This is a genomic window from Saccharospirillaceae bacterium (assembly GCA_022448365.1).
In the GTDB taxonomy this organism is placed as follows: Bacteria; Pseudomonadota; Gammaproteobacteria; order Pseudomonadales; family Oceanobacteraceae; genus Bacterioplanoides.
The window spans coordinates 351927-367736 of record JAKVCS010000001.1 but is presented as its reverse complement, the minus strand read 5'-3'; the positions used below and the strand labels follow the sequence as shown (position 1 = coordinate 367736).

The following is a 15810-nucleotide window of genomic DNA, read 5'->3' as shown; positions in this document are numbered from 1 at the left end:
TGCTGAGTTTATACCCATATTCTCGACTTAATCTTTCGAAATACGGCTACCTACCGCCCCTTGTTGATCGCGATATTTGGCATTTGCTCGTTTGTTGTAAGGGCGCTGGGCTGGGCTGCTCAGCGTCTCAAAAGACATGGCGCAGATTACCATTCCCGGGCGCAAGGCCAGTGGCAATTTACCGTTGTTGTAAAACTCCAGTACGATTTGCCCTTCCCAGCCCGGATCAATGCGACCTGCGGTTACATGTACCATTAAGCCAAGCCGCGCTAATGAGCTACGACCATCGAGCCAGCCTACCAAGTCGTCAGGGATGGTCACGGATTCCAATGTGGCACCAAGGATGAGTTCGCCAGGGTGAATAAATAGTGCTTCATCTTGGGCAATCTCGATCTCTTTGCTCATAATGCGATCAATGTCGCGTTCAAGTTGCTCTCTGTCGCCAGACAAATCAAGGTGGGTTGCTGAGTTGTTGCTGAACACTCTGAAACGGTGGTCTAGGCGCAAGTCAACACTGATGCCTGCTATGGCGTCGGCGTCAGGAGCTGGCGTGATGGTGATGCTTTTGTCTTGCAGGCGTTGTTCGATGTCGCCATCACTGAGTCGCATAGGTAGAGTCCCGCTGGAATTAAAGTTGTGGGATTTTACCTCAGATCGACTTCGTTAGCCTATCACTCTTGCATGTTGATTTTGGTCACATTGATTTCGTAGCGTTTCTTGCCTTTCTTTTTATCGAGCAGCCGAACTAGCAGGTAATTTTTGTCTTTTGCAAACCATGCATAGACCTCACGACCTTTCTTCTTGCGTATTTGCTGAACTTTGATGGTATTTAATTTGCCTGCTTTCGTTTTCAGCTGTTCCTCGCCGATAACCTTGAAGTGAAAGTCCTTGCTTTTGTTTTTTTCAAACACGGGATAACTGAATTCAGTCTTCCCTGCTGCCAGATCGAGGCCCGCCTGAAGCATATAGGTCAGATTGTCCTGTATTTCATTCTGCCATACGCTCTGATGGGTGATGTTCTTTTCCTTATCTAGGACCGAGTTGTCATTCGGGTGGAAGCTCAGGGTGCGATCATCTTCATTAAATAGACCGCTGGCGCGATAGGCATATTGAAGAGGTTGCAAACGATCGGTAGATGAAAAGGTAAATTCGGAACTTTCTTTTAATTTGGCTGTGCCGGTTTCTGCCTCGAAAACAAGTTTCCAGCGGTTGTTGCCGATCTTTTTCAGTTCTCGTTTAGCATCAATATCCACACTGAACCATCCCAGCTTCCACTCGGTCTTGTACTTGGCGATGAAGGGGATGATTTTAGTCTGTGGTTCCTGCTGCGCGGGGGCTGAATTATCGGTAATGCCGGATGGCTGCGGGTCAGCGCTGACGACGGCACTGAAAAAGGTAAGAAAAATTAATAGTTGCTTGAGCATAAAGCTTGTCCGGCAAGTCCATTTGCCAGCCAGTATATAGCCAAACTCGATGTGCGTTTAGCTATTTACAGATCCAGACGTAAGCCTGTGTCGGGAATCACATTTCCATCCAGTAGGGCATTACTGCCTTTCATCGTTAAGCGACCGTTCACAAACCACTTAACTGCAATAGGGTAGATGATGTGCTCCTGAGTATGAACCCGCTGCTGCAAGCTGGTCGCATCGTCACCATCGTAAACGGGAACTACTGCCTGGATGATATTCGGTCCACCATCCAGCTCCTCTGTTACAAAATGAACGGTAACCCCATGCTTTTCATCTCCGGCATCAAGTGCGCGTTGATGGGTATTGAGTCCCTGATACTTAGGCAGTAAAGAGGGATGAATGTTCAGCATGCGTCCGTGATATCGAATCACAAACGATGGTGTGAGAATTCGCATAAAGCCCGCAAGCACAACAAGGTCTGGTTGATATTCATCAATGGCTCGCATCAGTGCAACATCAAAGTCTTCGCGGCTGGCAAATTCTTTGTGGTCGACAATCTGAGTTTCGATATCGCGATCTTTTGCTTTCTGAATGCCTGGAGCTTCGGGGCGATTACAAATGACAGCGGCAATTTCGCCGTCGATATCGCCATTTTTTACAGCATCAGCAATGGCGACCATATTGGAGCCACTGCCTGATATCAGTACAACGATTTGAGGTTTGTCATCTTTCTCTGCGGGCAGGCTGCCCGCATTCAGCGTGTCTACGCTCATAATTGGTGTTTGCCAGTGAACTGAACCTGAGCTTCACCTTCGGCCTGGGGCTGGATTTCACCAATAATCCAGGCGTGCTCACCTTCTGCGTTCAGTAATGCAACGGCCGCATCTGCCTTGTCTTCTGGCAAGGCGATGATCATACCAACGCCGCAGTTGAAGGTGCGGTACATTTCAGCAGTTTCGACGTTGCCTTGTTCTTGCAGCCAGTTGAAAACAGCAGGCCATTGCCAGCTGTTGCTGTCGATAACCGCTTTACAGTTTTCTGGCAGAACGCGCGGGATGTTTTCCTGGAAGCCACCACCGGTGATGTGTGAGAGCGCGTGAACATCGGACGTGCTGATCAGTTTCAGAGTCGATTTTACGTAGATTTTCGTTGGTGCCATCAACGCATCAGTTAGCGGTTGACCATCCAGTTCACCGCTTAGGTCTGCGCCGGATACTTCAATAATTTTGCGGATCAAAGAGTATCCGTTAGAGTGTGGGCCACTTGAAGCTAAGGCCACCAGCTTATCGCCAGCCTGAACCTTGGTGCCATCAATAATGTCTTCTTTTTCTGCGATACCGACGCAGAAACCGGCGAGGTCGTAATCTTCACCTTCATACATGCCCGGCATTTCAGCGGTTTCACCGCCAACCAGAGAAGCACCGGCCTGTGAACAGCCTTCACCAATGCCCTCCACAACGGCGGCGGCTACATCAACATTCAGTTTGCCTGTTGCGTAGTAGTCAAGGAAGAACAAGGGTTCTGCACCAGCAACTACCAGATCGTTTACACACATGGCTACCAGGTCGATGCCAATAGAGTCATGCTTATTCAGATCCATGGCTAAGCGCAGTTTGGTGCCAACGCCATCGGTGCCGGAAACCAGGACTGGCTGCTTGTACCCTTGAGGTAACTCGAACAGAGCGCCAAAGCCACCCAATCCAGCCAGAACTTCCGGGCGTCGGGTGCGTTTAGCAACCCCTTTAATTCGATCGACTAAAGCGTTACCTGCGTCAATGTCGACGCCTGCGTCTTTATAGCTAAGGGATTGTTTTTCAGGAGATTGCTGTTCGCTCATGCCGTTGTCACAGGTTGGCTAATGGAAAGGCGCGTATTCTAACGATTTGTCATGGTAAACGCATCCTGCATTTCTTCTGTTTTTATCAATTTCTGCCCTGACTACTGGTTAAATTTACACGTCATGGCACAATACGCCTCAATTGATCGAATTCGGTTGGAGGTAAAGCCTGATTGTGCGCCCATTTTTGTTGTTAATGCTGACGGTTTGGTCGAGTTTTTCTACTGCTGTTATGGTTTCAGACCTGTATGAAATCGACGTTGCAGTGGCGGACCAAACGCCGAAAAATCGTGAGTTGGGAATGGCACTCGCATTGCAAAGAGCACTGGTGAAAGTGTCGGGTAAGCAATCGGTATTGGATAACCCGGCGATACAGCAACAATTGAGTCGTGCTGATCGTCTGGTAAAACGTTATCGATACGCCCGCGACGAAGTCGATGACTCTGTCAGGCTGAAAGTGATTTTTGCTGGCAATATGATTGACCGTCTTTTGCGCAATGCCGGTGAGCCTATTTGGGGGGCAAGCCGACCTCTGATTCTTATCTGGCAGGCGGTGGAAGAAGATACCCAAAGACAACTTCTTCATCAGGATAGCGGTGCATGGCCAGTATTGTTTGAACGCGTAATGTCTGAACGTGGCCTACCTGTATTATGGCCAACGTTGGACCTGGCGGATGAACTTGTTTTGCCGCTGGAAAAACTCTGGGGTCTATTCAAACAAGATATCCGGGTCGCATCCGGTCGTTACCAAGCGGATGCCGTTGTTGCTGGCAGGTTGAGTCCGGCCACAGCGTCGGGCTGGAATTACAGCGGTATTCTTTTCCATCAGCAAACGACATTGTCATTGTCGGCTCAGGCAGCAGATGCCGAAGGCGTATTGCGTTTGATAGCCGATCAGGTTGCGAATTATTTTGCTTCCCAATACGCGGTTGAAACGAACGTTGTCGGCCAGTCTGATGGATTTCAGTTACAGGTCACGGGTGTGGAGAATTTTGCTGGGTACCATGAGTTATTAATGTATCTCAATTCTAAGGTGGCCATAAATAACGTAAGCTTGCTCAGTGTGGATGGTACCCGTCTTACACTGGCGCTGGATTTGGCGGCCGATTGGCAGCAGGTTTGGAGTGTGATGTCGCTTGATAAGCGTTTGAGCATGGGTGAAGACGCGGGTGTATTGCACTGGGGGCAATATAAGTAGGTTATGACGCAGGAAAATATGGCTATTGTTGAGCCGCAACAGCAGCTGACATTATCGGTAGCGATTCGAGATGATGCCCGCTTTGCAAACTATTATGCTGGGCCGAATGAGCAGGTTGTCCATGAACTGCAACGTCAGTGGACGACTCGGGGAGAGCCTTTCATTTTTCTCTGGGGCGCCAATGGCGTTGGTTGCAGTCATCTGCTGCAGGCTGCTTGTCACTACTCTGAAGGTCTTGGGCATCAGAGTGTTTATTTGCCACTGGATGAATTGGCAGAATATAGCCCGGCCGTACTCGACTCAATGGAACAATTACCTTTGGTTGCTCTGGATAACATTCAGGCGGTCACTGGTAACCCTGAATGGGAAGAGGCGCTGTTCCATTTGTTTAACTGCATACGCGATCGTCAGGGACACTTGTTGATTGCTGCTGATAATAGCCCTAAATCGATCGGCGTGAACCTACCGGATTTAGTCTCCCGGCTTACCTGGGGTATGACTTATCAAGTGGAACCCTTAGAAGATGAGGATAAAGTTCAGGCGTTGTTGTTGCGCGCTAAGCGTCGTGGTCTAAACATGGGTGATGATGTGGCACGTTTTATTCTGACACGCGGCCCGCGTGATATGCAGGGGTTGTTTGATTTATTGGACAAGCTTGATCAGGCGTCATTATCTGCACAGCGCAAACTGACCATCCCGTTTATCAAAGCTGAACTGGATTGGTAGCTTTTCTGATTTATTGTTTTGAATACAAAAAAGGCCGTTCTGTAAAGAACGGCCTTTTTATTTGTCTGTCAGACGGTGCTCTGATCAGCTTAGTGCTTGTTTCAGACGGCTAATCGCTTGCTGCAGAACTTCCATGCTGGTTGCGAAAGACAAACGCATATGGCCAGGAGTACCGAATGCTGAACCCGGAACCAGTGCTACTTCGGCCTCGTTCAGCAATTTTTCCGCGAAGTCGACGTCGGAGTCGATACCTGCGGCTTCCATGGCTCCATTGAAGCTTGGGAAGGCATAGAAGGTACCGTCACTTTCAACACACTCAACCCCTGGCAGGTCATTCAGTGCAGCGACGACATAGTCGTGACGCTCTTTGAATGCTTTTAACATATCCTGAACGCAGCCTTGATCTCCGTTCAGCGCAGCTTCAGCCGCGACCTGAGCAATTGACGTTGGGTTCGAGGTGCTTTGTGACTGAATTTTTTTCATGGCTGCAACTAGCTTTTGCGGGCCACCTACGTATCCGATACGCCATCCGGTCATGCTGTATGCTTTCGAAACACCGTTCATAACCAGTGTGCGGTCATAAAGCTCAGGGCATACTGTTACGATATTATGGAAACCACCTTCAGCCCATAAAATATGCTCGTACATGTCGTCAGTCGCGATTAATACGTTCGGGTATTTTTTCAGAACGCCAGCCAGAGCTTTCAGTTCTGATTCGGTATACGCCACGCCGGAAGGATTGGATGGACTGTTGATGACAACCAGTTTGGTTTTCTCGGTGATTGCCGCATCCAGTTGGTCCGCTGTCATTTTAAAGCGGGCACTTTGGTCTGTTTCAACAACAACCGGAACACCCTCAGCGATTTTCACCATGTCTGGATAAGATACCCAGTACGGCGCAGGAATCACAACTTCATCACCTGGGTTCAGCAGTGCCAAAGCCAGATTGAAAAAGCTTTGTTTACCACCACAAGACACCAGGATTTGATTTGGCTCGTAGCTTAAACCGTTGTCACGCTTGAACTTGTCAATAATCGCTTTCTTCAGAGACGGAGTACCATCCACCGCAGTGTACTTGGTGAAGCCATCAGCAATCGCTTTTGTGGCTGCATCTTTGATGTGTTGTGGAGTGTCGAAATCCGGCTCGCCAGCGCCCAGGCCAATAATATCTTTGCCTGCCGCTCGCAGTTCTGCTGCGCGGTTTGTTACCGCCAGAGTAGGAGATGGCTTGATCTGTTGAACGCGATCAGACAATTGCAGGTCCAAGTGTGTATCCTCAGTAAACGCGTGGTGGGAAAGCAGTTCGTTGCGAGTTTCTGTCGCTACTGACAACTACTGCCGTAAAAAATCCGTATAATTCTAATCGAAACTGTTACTTAGCGAAACAACGACTTTCTGGAATCCTGATGAGTAAGGCATTTGAACTTCAGTCAAAATACTCTCCTGCCGGAGATCAACCGACGGCTATTAAAGGTCTGATTCAAGGGGTTGAAGCCGGATTGTTAAAGCAAACGCTGCTGGGTGTGACGGGGTCTGGTAAGACCTACACCATGGCCAACGTTATCGCAGAGTGTAAGCGTCCCGCTATTATTATGGCGCACAACAAGACTCTGGCAGCTCAGCTTTACGGAGAGTTTAAAGAATTTTTCCCGAATAATGCTGTTGAGTACTTTGTCTCCTATTACGACTACTATCAGCCCGAAGCTTATGTACCCGCATCGGATACTTTTATCGATAAAGATGCATCGGTTAATGAACACATCGAGCAGATGCGTTTATCAGCAACTAAGGCGTTGATGGAACGTCGTGATGCCGTGATCGTTGCAACGGTATCAGCTATTTATGGTTTGGGTGACCCAGACTCCTACCTGAAAATGATGTTGCATATGGTGCGGGGTGATGAAGTCGACCAACGTACTGTCTTGCGCCGTTTGGCTGAATTGCAATACACCCGTAACGATATAGATTTTCATCGTGGGACTTACCGGGTACGCGGTGATGTGATTGATATCTTTCCGGCAGAAAGTGATGACGAAGCGGTTCGAATCGAACTTTTTGACGATGAAATTGAGCAAATTTCCCTGTTCGATCCACTGACGGGTGAAGTTCGTTCACGTCTGGCGCGGGTGACGATCTACCCCAAGACACACTATGTCACACCTCGGGAAACCATCATTGGTGCCATTGATGGGATTGAAGAAGAGTTGAAGGAGCGCCTTGAATATTATCGAGACAATAATCTGCTGGTAGAAGCACAGCGTCTCGAACAGCGTACTCGTTATGATGTCGAGATGATGCGTGAGCTGGGGTATTGCTCCGGGATCGAAAACTACTCACGGTATTTATCTGGCCGTTCGGAGGGCGATGCACCGCCCACCCTGTTTGATTACATTCCGAAAGATGCCCTGGTATTTGTGGATGAATCTCACGTCACCATTCCACAAATTGGTGGCATGTACCGGGGAGACCGCTCCCGCAAAGAGACGCTGGTGCAATTTGGTTTCCGTCTTCCATCAGCGTTGGATAACCGTCCGATGCGGTTCGAAGAATGGGAAGCGATTGTGCCCCAATGCATTTTTGTATCCGCGACACCGGGTAATTACGAAAAGGATCATCAAGATCATGTGGTTGAGCAGGTGGTTCGACCCACTGGGTTAATCGATCCCGAATTAGAAGTACGCCCGGCGACTGGACAGGTAGATGATGTATTGCATGAGCTTCAGGAACGCGTCGCCAAAGGTGAGCGGATTCTGATTACCGTATTAACCAAGCGAATGGCGGAAGATCTAACCGATTTTTTGCTGGATCAAGGTATTCGGGTGCGTTACCTGCATTCCGACATCGATACCGTCGAAAGGGTGGAAATCATTCGCGACCTTCGGCTTGGTGAGTTTGATGTGTTAGTCGGTATCAATTTATTGCGAGAAGGTCTTGATATCCCGGAAGTATCGCTGGTGGCGATTTTCGATGCCGACAAAGAAGGTTTCTTACGGTCGGAACGTTCACTGATTCAGACCATTGGTCGTGCAGCGCGAAATCTAAACGGCAAAGCGATTCTTTATGCCGATCGGATTACTGATTCTATGCAACGAGCGATGGACGAAACGGATCGCCGCCGCGAGAAACAGATTGCCTTTAATGAAGAGCACGGAATTGTGCCGACGGGTGTGACCAAATCCGTTGAAGATATTCTTGAAGCAGCCCCCCCGCCGGGCAAAAAATCTAAAGGTCGTGGTAAGGGCAATCGCGTACGGCAAGTGGCTGAAGACGTTGCTGAGTATGAAGCCCAGGACTGGAAATCGTTGCCAGCGCCTAAATTAGTACAGCATGTTGCCGAGGTTGAAGACCGGATGTTCAAAGCAGCGAAGGACCTCGACTTTGAGGAAGCCGCACGGTTGCGTGATTTATTGCATGAAATGAAGCAAAAGGTTATCGAAAACAGTTAGTCGTAGGGTGTTTGTAGTCAGCAATGGATTGCTCTGATAACGCCGAGAGATTCAGAAATAACTCACCGTATCACCTGCTTGAATGCAGGCTGCGGGTACATCAGGTACAAAAAAGGCGCCTCTGGGCGCCTTTTTTCATCATCTTGGTAGGACTACCCAGATTCGAACTGGGGACCTCTACCATGTCAAGGTAGCGCTCTAACCAACTGAGCTATAGTCCTGAATTGGCGAGTATATTAACTGGGCGTTTGGCTCTCTGCAACCCTGTTGAAGCTTTTATAGTGAAGAAAATTCTTTTAAATCAGTCTGGTAGCCTTTGAACCGTGCTCAGTATCGATGTCCAGTGCTGGCGTTCCGTGCGGGAATATAGGTTGATTTTTGACTTTTCCTGCCATTACAGTAGTCGATCAATAATCGGGAGCATTTCTGTGCAAACACAATTTCAGGTGAGTGGTGATCTTGCGGGCTTGGTCCGCCAGTATCTGCAGCAGCAGAATGATTGTGACTGGTATCTTTATCTGGAGCTTGAGAGCATTGCGGCGAATAACCGCATTACGTTTGAGCGCTGGTGGACGATTCTCGAAGCTTTGCAGGCGCGTTACCCGAATAAAAATATTGCCTTGGAATTGGGGGAGAGTGTTCGTCCGGTGCACCTCGGAGTACTGGGTTACCTGGTGCTGGCATGCAACACAATGGCCGAGGCATTGCTTGAGTTTCAGCGCTATCAGGGTCTATTGCACGATGGCGATCGTGCCCAGGCAAGCACCGATGGTCAACTTATGACATTGAGCTGGAGTCGCCACTATCAGCTCAGTCATGTGTTGTCAGATCAGGTGTTGATCAGCGGCATGGTGAATTTTATTCGCACCATGGTTGGCCAATCTGAGCTTAAAGCCACCACCTTGTGTTTTTCTTTTCCCCAGCCTGACGGGTCACAGGATGGGTACCAATCGTTGTGTGACGAGGTGCTGTTTGATCAACCGGCAACATCGATTTGTTTCCCGGCGGAATACGTTAATTGGCCAATCGTTAATAGCGACCCGGATCTGAAATCTTTGCTGCAACAGCAGGCAAAAGCCATGTTGGCGATTTTGCCGCAACAGGATGACCTGATCGTCCACCTGAGGGATGCTTTGTTGAAAGCTCTGCACAAAGGTCAGGCGACGTCGGGTTTTGTTGCCACCGAATTACGTATGTCTGAGCGAACCCTATTTCGGAGGTTGCAACAATACAACTTCACTTTTAAGCAGATTCTTGCCCAGACACGTACCGAGCTGGCCAAAGAACAGTTGAAGTCGGGCCAACTAACATTGGCGGAGATTGCCTTACTGCTCGGCTATTCGGAACAAAGCGCTTTCCAGCGTGCGTTTAAGCGAGAGGCTGGCGTCACTCCGCGCCAATACCAGAATAGCCATTGAGCGCGACTGCCGATATGAAGAGCGAGAAGAGCAGACAACCGAGGATGAACTAGACTCAGAAAGATAGTCTCGATTAACCGATACGAGGAGTCTGTTTTGCAGCTAAGAATTCGAATTCTGTTGGTTTATCTTCTGATTCTGGCGCTAGGCCTGGCAATTTCCAGCAGCATCTTCATATCAGGACGCCATGTTACAGAAACGACGAATCAACTGGTGGAAGAAAAACTACCCCGGCTCGATAGTATTAACGATCTGTACATCGCCATCATCGAAAACGAGCGCCTGCTCTATGAATATTACGCAACAACCGATAGTGAACAATTTGAGCCATTGCTGACACAGAATCGTCAGCGCATCTCCAGAGATTTAGAGCAGATCGCCAATGTATTCCCGCACATCATCGAGATTGAGCAAATCCGCAGCGATGAGAATATGGTGAGTCAATACTCGATACAATTGGACCGTATGTTCCGGTCGGGAGAAATTGATTGGGATAAAGCCCGCGAACTGCTTGGTTTTGTCAGCGCAGCTGGTCGACGGATTTTGCCGAGTCTGGATCTATTGGTGGAGACAATCAAAGACGATGCAGTGGTGACTGCAGAGCACACGCAGGAGCAAACGGAGTTGAGTAGTTCACTCGTCATTGGATTTGCGTTATTAGTGATTGTAATTGCTGCCTTTGTTGGTTTTTACGTAAACAGCTACATCAGTGAAACGGTAAAGCGCCGTCGTTTAGCTATGTTTGCTGAGCGCAGTCCTAATCCGATTATGAGCTTTAGCTGGCGTGGGAAAATAACCTACAGTAATCCGGCCTGTTTCGACCTGATGAGAACTCTCGGAAATGATTCTCGACGTGCCGAAAGTCTGCTTCCAGACGATTTTCAACAACTGTTGCTCAGCCTGCAGAAGAGTAAAAACAATTATTCGCAATGGGTTTCCTGTCTATCGGACGGCTGTACGCTGCAATATTCGCTGTCGTTGTTGCGTGATCTGGATACAGTACATTTGTACATTGAAAACATCAGTGAACGCACGAAGGCACAACAGGAGCTGGAGTTTCAGGCTTACCACGATGTGCTCACCGAGATGCCAAACCGGCGGTTTTTTAATGAGTGCCTTAAAACCCTGGTGACAAATAACCAACATAAAGCCCCATTTGCACTGGTGTTGGTGAGCCTGGATCGGTTTGATCTGGTCACGGCAAGTGTTGGCTATCAGGTCGGCGATCAGATTTTGAAAGCTGTTTCTGACAACCTCAATCATTTTATTCAGAACTACTGCACGCTGGATCTTGGCAACAAAATGTACCGTTTGGATTCCAGTAAGTTCGCTCTCTTGGTGGATGAATTACCGGAACATGATTTTGCAGAGAACCTGGCGGCTGCTTTGGTTGAAGAAATGAAAGTGCCGGTGTATGTGGACAATAACGAGTTCCATTTGACAGTGAGCGTTGGCGTAAGTCATTGCCCAGATCATGGCGAGAATGGAGAGACTTTGATTGCCAACGCGGATGCCGCACTCACTCGCGTCAAGCGTGACGGTGGTGATGGCTTATTAAGCTACAGCCAGGATATCCATGTGAGAGAGCAGGCCTGGATTGATATTGAACGTAATCTGCGTCATGCCATCGATGATCAGGAGCTGGTACTGCACTATCAGCCGAAAATTTCCGCCCACACGCACCAGATCTCGGGTGTTGAAGCTTTGATCAGATGGCGGCGCGCCGATGGCAGTATGGTGTCGCCAGGTGAGTTTATTCCGGTGGCTGAGCAAACCGGATTAATCGTTATGATTGGTGCATGGGTGATTCATGAAGCGTGCCGCCAGTTCGAGTGCTGGAATGATGAAAAGCCGTTGAACGTTGCAATTAATTTGTCAGCGAGACAGTTCCGTCATCCCGATTTTATCCCGATGGTGAGTGAATGTTTGCACCATTATGAGATTGACCCGACGATGATCGAGCTTGAAATTACAGAAAGCTTACTGATGAATGACATTCGAAAAAGCATTGAAACCATGCATGAATTGAAGGCTTTGGGCTTTAAATTGTCGATAGATGATTTTGGCACGGGTTATTCATCACTGAGTTACCTCAAAGATTTTCCGATTGATAAATTAAAAATTGACCGTGCGTTTGTTATGAATATTGAAAATAACCCGGACGATCGAACGTTGGCAAAAACCATTGTTGACCTCGCTCATAACCTCGATTTGACGGTGATTGCAGAAGGTGTAGAGAATGAGGAGCAGTTGAAGATCATTGAAGAACTGGGAGTTGAAGAAATTCAGGGGTTTTACTTCAGTAAACCGGTCTCTGCCAACGATATTGAGAAAAATTACTTTTGACTGAATCTCTTGGCCTTTAACAAAGCAGCTCTTCCTGATCGTTATCAGGAAAAGCTGCTTTAAGAGTTTATCTATTGAGCAGTGAATGTCAGAGTCAGATTAACCGGAACCACTTCAGCAATGACTTTTAATTTCGCAATGTCGCGCAGTAAATGAATACCTTTCGTCATGGCAAAATCATTAGCGTGAATCAAAACAGGCTGCAAACTGGTAACAATGAGTTGCCCATCTTTGGACGGCACCGCCAGAAGCTTCAGGTTTATTTCTTCCTTGCTACCGTGCAGGCTTAATGTCGCAGCTAATTCAACTTGCTGAACGCTACCGGCTTTGAGTTTTTGCATTAAGTCAGTTGGCAATTGCGCTTCGATGGTCGCTTTGGCGAAGCTGGAAACCTCAAATAACAGATCGCGCATACGCTGGTCGCGAATAGGGATGCGTGAGTCGATGCTGGTTAAGTTGATCTCGACCTTAGCCAGACCATCATCAGAGATCTCACCACTTAGTTGGTCAAAGCGATGCACTTCCAACAGGTGGTTGTTTTTAGCCGTAACAAATGTCACTTCCGACGGTTGGACAAGTTGCCAGTCTGCCAGTACCGATGTGCTGCTCAGCATTGTTACCAATAACGTTGGGGCAAATCTCTTCAACGGCATAGGTTCTTTCCCTCGACTTGTTTTAGTTAAGAACAGGATTATTGCAGCAGCGTAACCTGCGGGAAAGAGTAAGTCACCAGCCAGCGAAGATCCTTTTCGATCGCCTCTTTATTATCGCTTTCCAGCGTCCAGCGTTGTGTATCCAGCTTAAATTGCTGCTTCTTATTGAGCTTTTTATATTCATCAAGAATCGGCATTGATCGTGTCGATTCGTAGTGCTTACGCAGTTGCGTCAATTCTGGTAGCTGCCATGCATCTGGATCCAGACCTGAAATCAGATAATGGATACGCAATACGCCTTCGGTGATTTCACATTGCTGTTCCAGCACCGAGCGTGCAACAAAGCGGATATCATTAACCAGTTCCAATTGTTTCTGGCGGAGATTGTGAGCCGCCTTTGCCGCCTCCTCCTGTTGCTGACGTTCGACGTCGGCTTCAGCTTGTTTTACTTGTTTAACCAGATTCCAGGCATAGGCTGCGAGTATAATGATGATGATCAGACCAACGATGGCAAACAGGGTAGTGGGGCTCATAAGGTTATTTCGTTCACGTAATCAAAACAGGGCGTTATTATGACGAGTGTTGCACCGTCTAGGCTAGTCTTTACCGGATAAACACCCTTCGTTTGGCATTCTGGCGAAAAGTCTGTTTTGGTCTTATTCACAGTCGTTACGTGTTCCCTGACGGTGTCTGGCAAATCAATCACCGGGCTGTCGGGTATAAAAGCCGGTGTATCTATGGCATTTTTCCTAATATTGGTTACTCTGAATGATCAGAAAAACGAATAAGGAAAATGACCATGCTGGTCAATAATCGTTGGGTAAGGGCAACCGGAGATCTAAACGGGAAGCCGATCAGTATTCAGTTCCGCGAAGACTGGCAGTTGGCTGCCGAATCGGAAAAGTTTCCCATCTGTGTTCAAATTGCCTGGCACGCCGACACTCAGGACGAAAGCAGCGGTTTTCCGGCAGACAGCGAACAACAAAGCATTCTGGTGTTTCATCAGAGTCTTCAGGTAGCGTTGGAACCCAATGAAAACGCCGTTGTCTCAATGATGATTACCCACGATGCGGTCAATCAGTGGATCATTTACTGCACAGATCTGGAAAGCCTGAAAACCGCTCTGGACGACATTCCGACAGACAGAGGTTTGTACCCGATTGAAGTGGTTGCTGACGAAGACCCGCAGTGGTTGATCTTCAATCAGGTTTATAGCGTTATCCAGCAACAGGATTAAGCTAACTGGCAAACCGACAAACAAAGACCGGGTAGTGTCCAATAAACACCTGATACTTCTGTGTTTCGTCAGTAGCGTATCGCGGTGGTTGTGAAGCAGAAAACAGTATCGCCCACCCGATCAACGCTTCTGCTCATTGTCGTTTTGTTGTTCTTCCGCTGCCATTGCAGCGATGCGGATGGCTTCAATCTCTGCTAATTCCGTTTCGACCATATCTGGTGTTTCCAGTGAGACCAAACCAATCTTCCCTGAGCGTAATTCGTGAAGGCACAGTTCTGACGCTTTGTGCAGATCGGCAATGCCTCCCGGACGCAAGCAGCCTCGCTTCGCGGCGATTGTATTCAGAGCCTGCTCGGCATTCTCCGGCGGCGCTTTCATTTTGAATCGTGTCATCAGCGGTTGTTGATAGGCTTCCAGTAAGTAACCTAATGCAAAGTGCGCAACATCGGTGTACTCGATGGCGGTATCTTTGACCGCGCCGCTGGCAGCCAGTCGGTAACCGCTTTTTTCGTTCTCGAATTTGGGCCAAAGGATGCCTGGGGTGTCGGATAACACCACTCCGTTCTTGAGGTCGATCATTTGATTGGCTTTTGTAACTGCTGGCTCATTACCAGTGCGGGCAATCTGGCGACCAGCAAGCGCATTAATCAACGTGGATTTACCCACGTTCGGGATACCCATAATCATCACGCGGATCGCCAGCTTTTTCTCTGTACGCCGACTCCCCAGTTTCTTACACAGCTGAATTACCTTTTTAACCTGCTTCTTGTCTTCAGCAACCAGCGGCATAGCCTGGGTGTTGTGTTGGTTACCAAAGTAATTCACCCATTGCTGGGTAACCTTCGGGTCGGCCAGATCTGACTTGTTGAGAATCTTAATACAAGGGGTGTCGCCTCTGAGTTCATCCACCAGAGGATTGGTGCTGGAAAACGGTAAACGGGCATCGAGCACCTCAACCACCAGATCGATTTCCGGCATGGCTTCGGCGATTTTTTTGCGGGCTTTGTTCATATGGCCCGGGAACCAGTGGATTGCCATAGTGACGATTTCCGATTGACGATGGATGAAAAGGGCGGCACATTGTAAAGCAAGGCCTGTGTAGAGCAACTGCTAAAGCTGTACTCACGCTATTCATAATCGTACCGAAATCAGGTACGGCGCCACAGAGAACAGGCCTAGCAGTCAGCGACACAGGATTGTCACAAAACCGGCTTACGCTGGTGGAAGTTGAGTTTGACGGGAGACAGACCTATGGATCTCTTACCTGATGATTTTGCCCAAAGTGCCAAACAGCAGGGGCGACAGGCCTCTGCTACCGTTTCCGGACGTCGTCGTGCCGGGTTTCTCGTTGGAAACAAATTCGTTTTTTCAGATCAGACCGAAGTCTTGTGGATGCAGGCCGGACCGGGTGAGTTCCGTGAGTTACGTATCTGGCGTAAGTGAACAGCCGTATCAACGTCAGACAGATAAAAAATAACCTCCGCTTCGTATGAAGAGGAGGTTAACGTTATCAGCCGTGTAAGCGCTATCGCTGATGAGT

The 15810-nt window shown here is 48.4% G+C and carries 15 protein-coding genes and 1 tRNA gene; 7 read left to right on the top strand and 9 right to left on the bottom strand.

Annotated elements, in window-relative coordinates:
• Positions 1-27 precede the first annotated feature (27 nt).
• The 4 genes from dcd to purM all read right to left on the bottom strand — a co-directional run bounded on the left by dcd (position 28) and on the right by purM (position 3246).
• On the bottom strand, positions 28-609 hold the full coding sequence (dcd, locus tag MK185_01660; GenBank protein MCH2039327.1) for a dCTP deaminase: 582 nt from the start codon (positions 607-609) through the stop codon (positions 28-30).
• Between the two features lie 62 nt (positions 610-671).
• Complete coding sequence (locus MK185_01655; GenBank protein ID MCH2039326.1) at positions 672-1424, bottom strand: DUF3108 domain-containing protein; 753 nt, start codon at positions 1422-1424, stop codon at positions 672-674.
• Between the two features lie 65 nt (positions 1425-1489).
• Positions 1490-2182: a phosphoribosylglycinamide formyltransferase gene (purN, locus tag MK185_01650; GenBank protein ID MCH2039325.1), complete on the bottom strand. Its 693-nt coding sequence runs from the start codon at positions 2180-2182 to the stop codon at positions 1490-1492.
• Positions 2179-3246 (bottom strand): phosphoribosylformylglycinamidine cyclo-ligase, encoded by a 1068-nt coding sequence (gene purM, locus MK185_01645; protein ID MCH2039324.1) that lies wholly within the window; start codon positions 3244-3246, stop codon positions 2179-2181. Before purM ends, purN begins: the two co-directional genes overlap by 4 nt.
• 175 nt (positions 3247-3421) lie before the next feature.
• Here purM and MK185_01640 point away from each other — a divergent pair, with 175 nt between their 5' ends.
• Positions 3422-4444, top strand: a complete 1023-nt coding sequence (locus MK185_01640) for a DUF2066 domain-containing protein (protein MCH2039323.1) — start codon at positions 3422-3424, stop codon at positions 4442-4444.
• A gap of 18 nt (positions 4445-4462) precedes the next feature.
• Positions 4463-5170 carry a DnaA regulatory inactivator Hda gene (gene hda, locus MK185_01635; GenBank protein ID MCH2039322.1) on the top strand — a complete coding sequence of 236 codons (708 nt, stop codon included), beginning with the start codon at positions 4463-4465 and terminating at the stop codon, positions 5168-5170.
• Positions 5171-5254: 84 nt separating this feature from the next.
• On the opposite strand, the gene MK185_01630 is transcribed toward hda, so the two are convergent.
• Entirely contained in the window at positions 5255-6436 is a 1182-nt protein-coding gene (locus tag MK185_01630; GenBank protein ID MCH2039321.1) for a pyridoxal phosphate-dependent aminotransferase, read from the bottom strand.
• A gap of 140 nt (positions 6437-6576) precedes the next feature.
• Here MK185_01630 and uvrB point away from each other — a divergent pair, with 140 nt between their 5' ends.
• The gene (uvrB, locus tag MK185_01625; GenBank protein ID MCH2039320.1) at positions 6577-8616 is read left to right on the top strand and encodes an excinuclease ABC subunit UvrB; all 2040 of its coding nucleotides are present in this window, start codon (positions 6577-6579) and stop codon (positions 8614-8616) included.
• A 144-nt stretch (positions 8617-8760) separates the two neighbouring features.
• On the opposite strand, the gene MK185_01620 is transcribed toward uvrB, so the two are convergent.
• Positions 8761-8837: transfer RNA gene (locus tag MK185_01620), tRNA-Val, on the bottom strand.
• 207 nt (positions 8838-9044) lie between these two features.
• Between MK185_01620 and MK185_01615 the strand changes: the two genes are divergently transcribed.
• A complete protein-coding gene (locus tag MK185_01615; GenBank protein ID MCH2039319.1) occupies positions 9045-10034 on the top strand; it encodes an AraC family transcriptional regulator in 990 nt (329 codons plus the stop codon).
• 96 nt (positions 10035-10130) lie between these two features.
• The gene (locus MK185_01610) at positions 10131-12380 is read left to right on the top strand and encodes an EAL domain-containing protein (GenBank protein ID MCH2039318.1); all 2250 of its coding nucleotides are present in this window, start codon (positions 10131-10133) and stop codon (positions 12378-12380) included.
• Positions 12381-12451: 71 nt separating this feature from the next.
• Here MK185_01610 and MK185_01605 read toward each other — a convergent pair whose 3' ends face one another.
• Both MK185_01605 and MK185_01600 read right to left on the bottom strand, forming a co-directional pair.
• Positions 12452-13033 carry a YceI family protein gene (locus tag MK185_01605; GenBank protein MCH2039317.1) on the bottom strand — a complete coding sequence of 194 codons (582 nt, stop codon included), beginning with the start codon at positions 13031-13033 and terminating at the stop codon, positions 12452-12454.
• 38 nt (positions 13034-13071) lie between these two features.
• Complete coding sequence (locus tag MK185_01600) at positions 13072-13566, bottom strand: DUF2489 domain-containing protein (protein ID MCH2039316.1); 495 nt, start codon at positions 13564-13566, stop codon at positions 13072-13074.
• Between the two features lie 266 nt (positions 13567-13832).
• Here MK185_01600 and MK185_01595 point away from each other — a divergent pair, with 266 nt between their 5' ends.
• Positions 13833-14270 (top strand): DUF695 domain-containing protein, encoded by a 438-nt coding sequence (locus MK185_01595; GenBank protein MCH2039315.1) that lies wholly within the window; start codon positions 13833-13835, stop codon positions 14268-14270.
• A 120-nt stretch (positions 14271-14390) separates the two neighbouring features.
• Here MK185_01595 and ylqF read toward each other — a convergent pair whose 3' ends face one another.
• Positions 14391-15308 (bottom strand): ribosome biogenesis GTPase YlqF, encoded by a 918-nt coding sequence (gene ylqF, locus MK185_01590; GenBank protein ID MCH2039314.1) that lies wholly within the window; start codon positions 15306-15308, stop codon positions 14391-14393.
• 213 nt (positions 15309-15521) lie between these two features.
• Here ylqF and MK185_01585 point away from each other — a divergent pair, with 213 nt between their 5' ends.
• Entirely contained in the window at positions 15522-15713 is a 192-nt protein-coding gene (locus tag MK185_01585; GenBank protein MCH2039313.1) for a hypothetical protein, read from the top strand.
• Positions 15714-15810 lie beyond the last annotated feature (97 nt).

Bases quoted from the DNA above. Each gene is read 5' to 3' on its own strand.
- dcd (MCH2039327.1), bottom strand. From the start codon at position 609: ATGCGACTCAGTGATGGCGACATCGAACAACGCCTGCAAGACAAAAGC.
- MK185_01655 (MCH2039326.1), bottom strand. From the start codon at position 1,424: ATGCTCAAGCAACTATTAATTTTTCTTACCTTTTTCAGTGCCGTCGTC.
- purN (MCH2039325.1), bottom strand. From the start codon at position 2,182: ATGAGCGTAGACACGCTGAATGCGGGCAGCCTGCCCGCAGAGAAAGAT.
- purM (MCH2039324.1), bottom strand. From the start codon at position 3,246: ATGAGCGAACAGCAATCTCCTGAAAAACAATCCCTTAGCTATAAAGAC.
- hda (MCH2039322.1), top strand. From the start codon at position 4,463: ATGGCTATTGTTGAGCCGCAACAGCAGCTGACATTATCGGTAGCGATT.
- uvrB (MCH2039320.1), top strand. From the start codon at position 6,577: ATGAGTAAGGCATTTGAACTTCAGTCAAAATACTCTCCTGCCGGAGAT.
- MK185_01605 (MCH2039317.1), bottom strand. From the start codon at position 13,033: ATGCCGTTGAAGAGATTTGCCCCAACGTTATTGGTAACAATGCTGAGC.
- MK185_01600 (MCH2039316.1), bottom strand. From the start codon at position 13,566: ATGAGCCCCACTACCCTGTTTGCCATCGTTGGTCTGATCATCATCATT.
- MK185_01595 (MCH2039315.1), top strand. From the start codon at position 13,833: ATGCTGGTCAATAATCGTTGGGTAAGGGCAACCGGAGATCTAAACGGG.
- ylqF (MCH2039314.1), bottom strand. From the start codon at position 15,308: ATGGCAATCCACTGGTTCCCGGGCCATATGAACAAAGCCCGCAAAAAA.
- MK185_01585 (MCH2039313.1), top strand. From the start codon at position 15,522: ATGGATCTCTTACCTGATGATTTTGCCCAAAGTGCCAAACAGCAGGGG.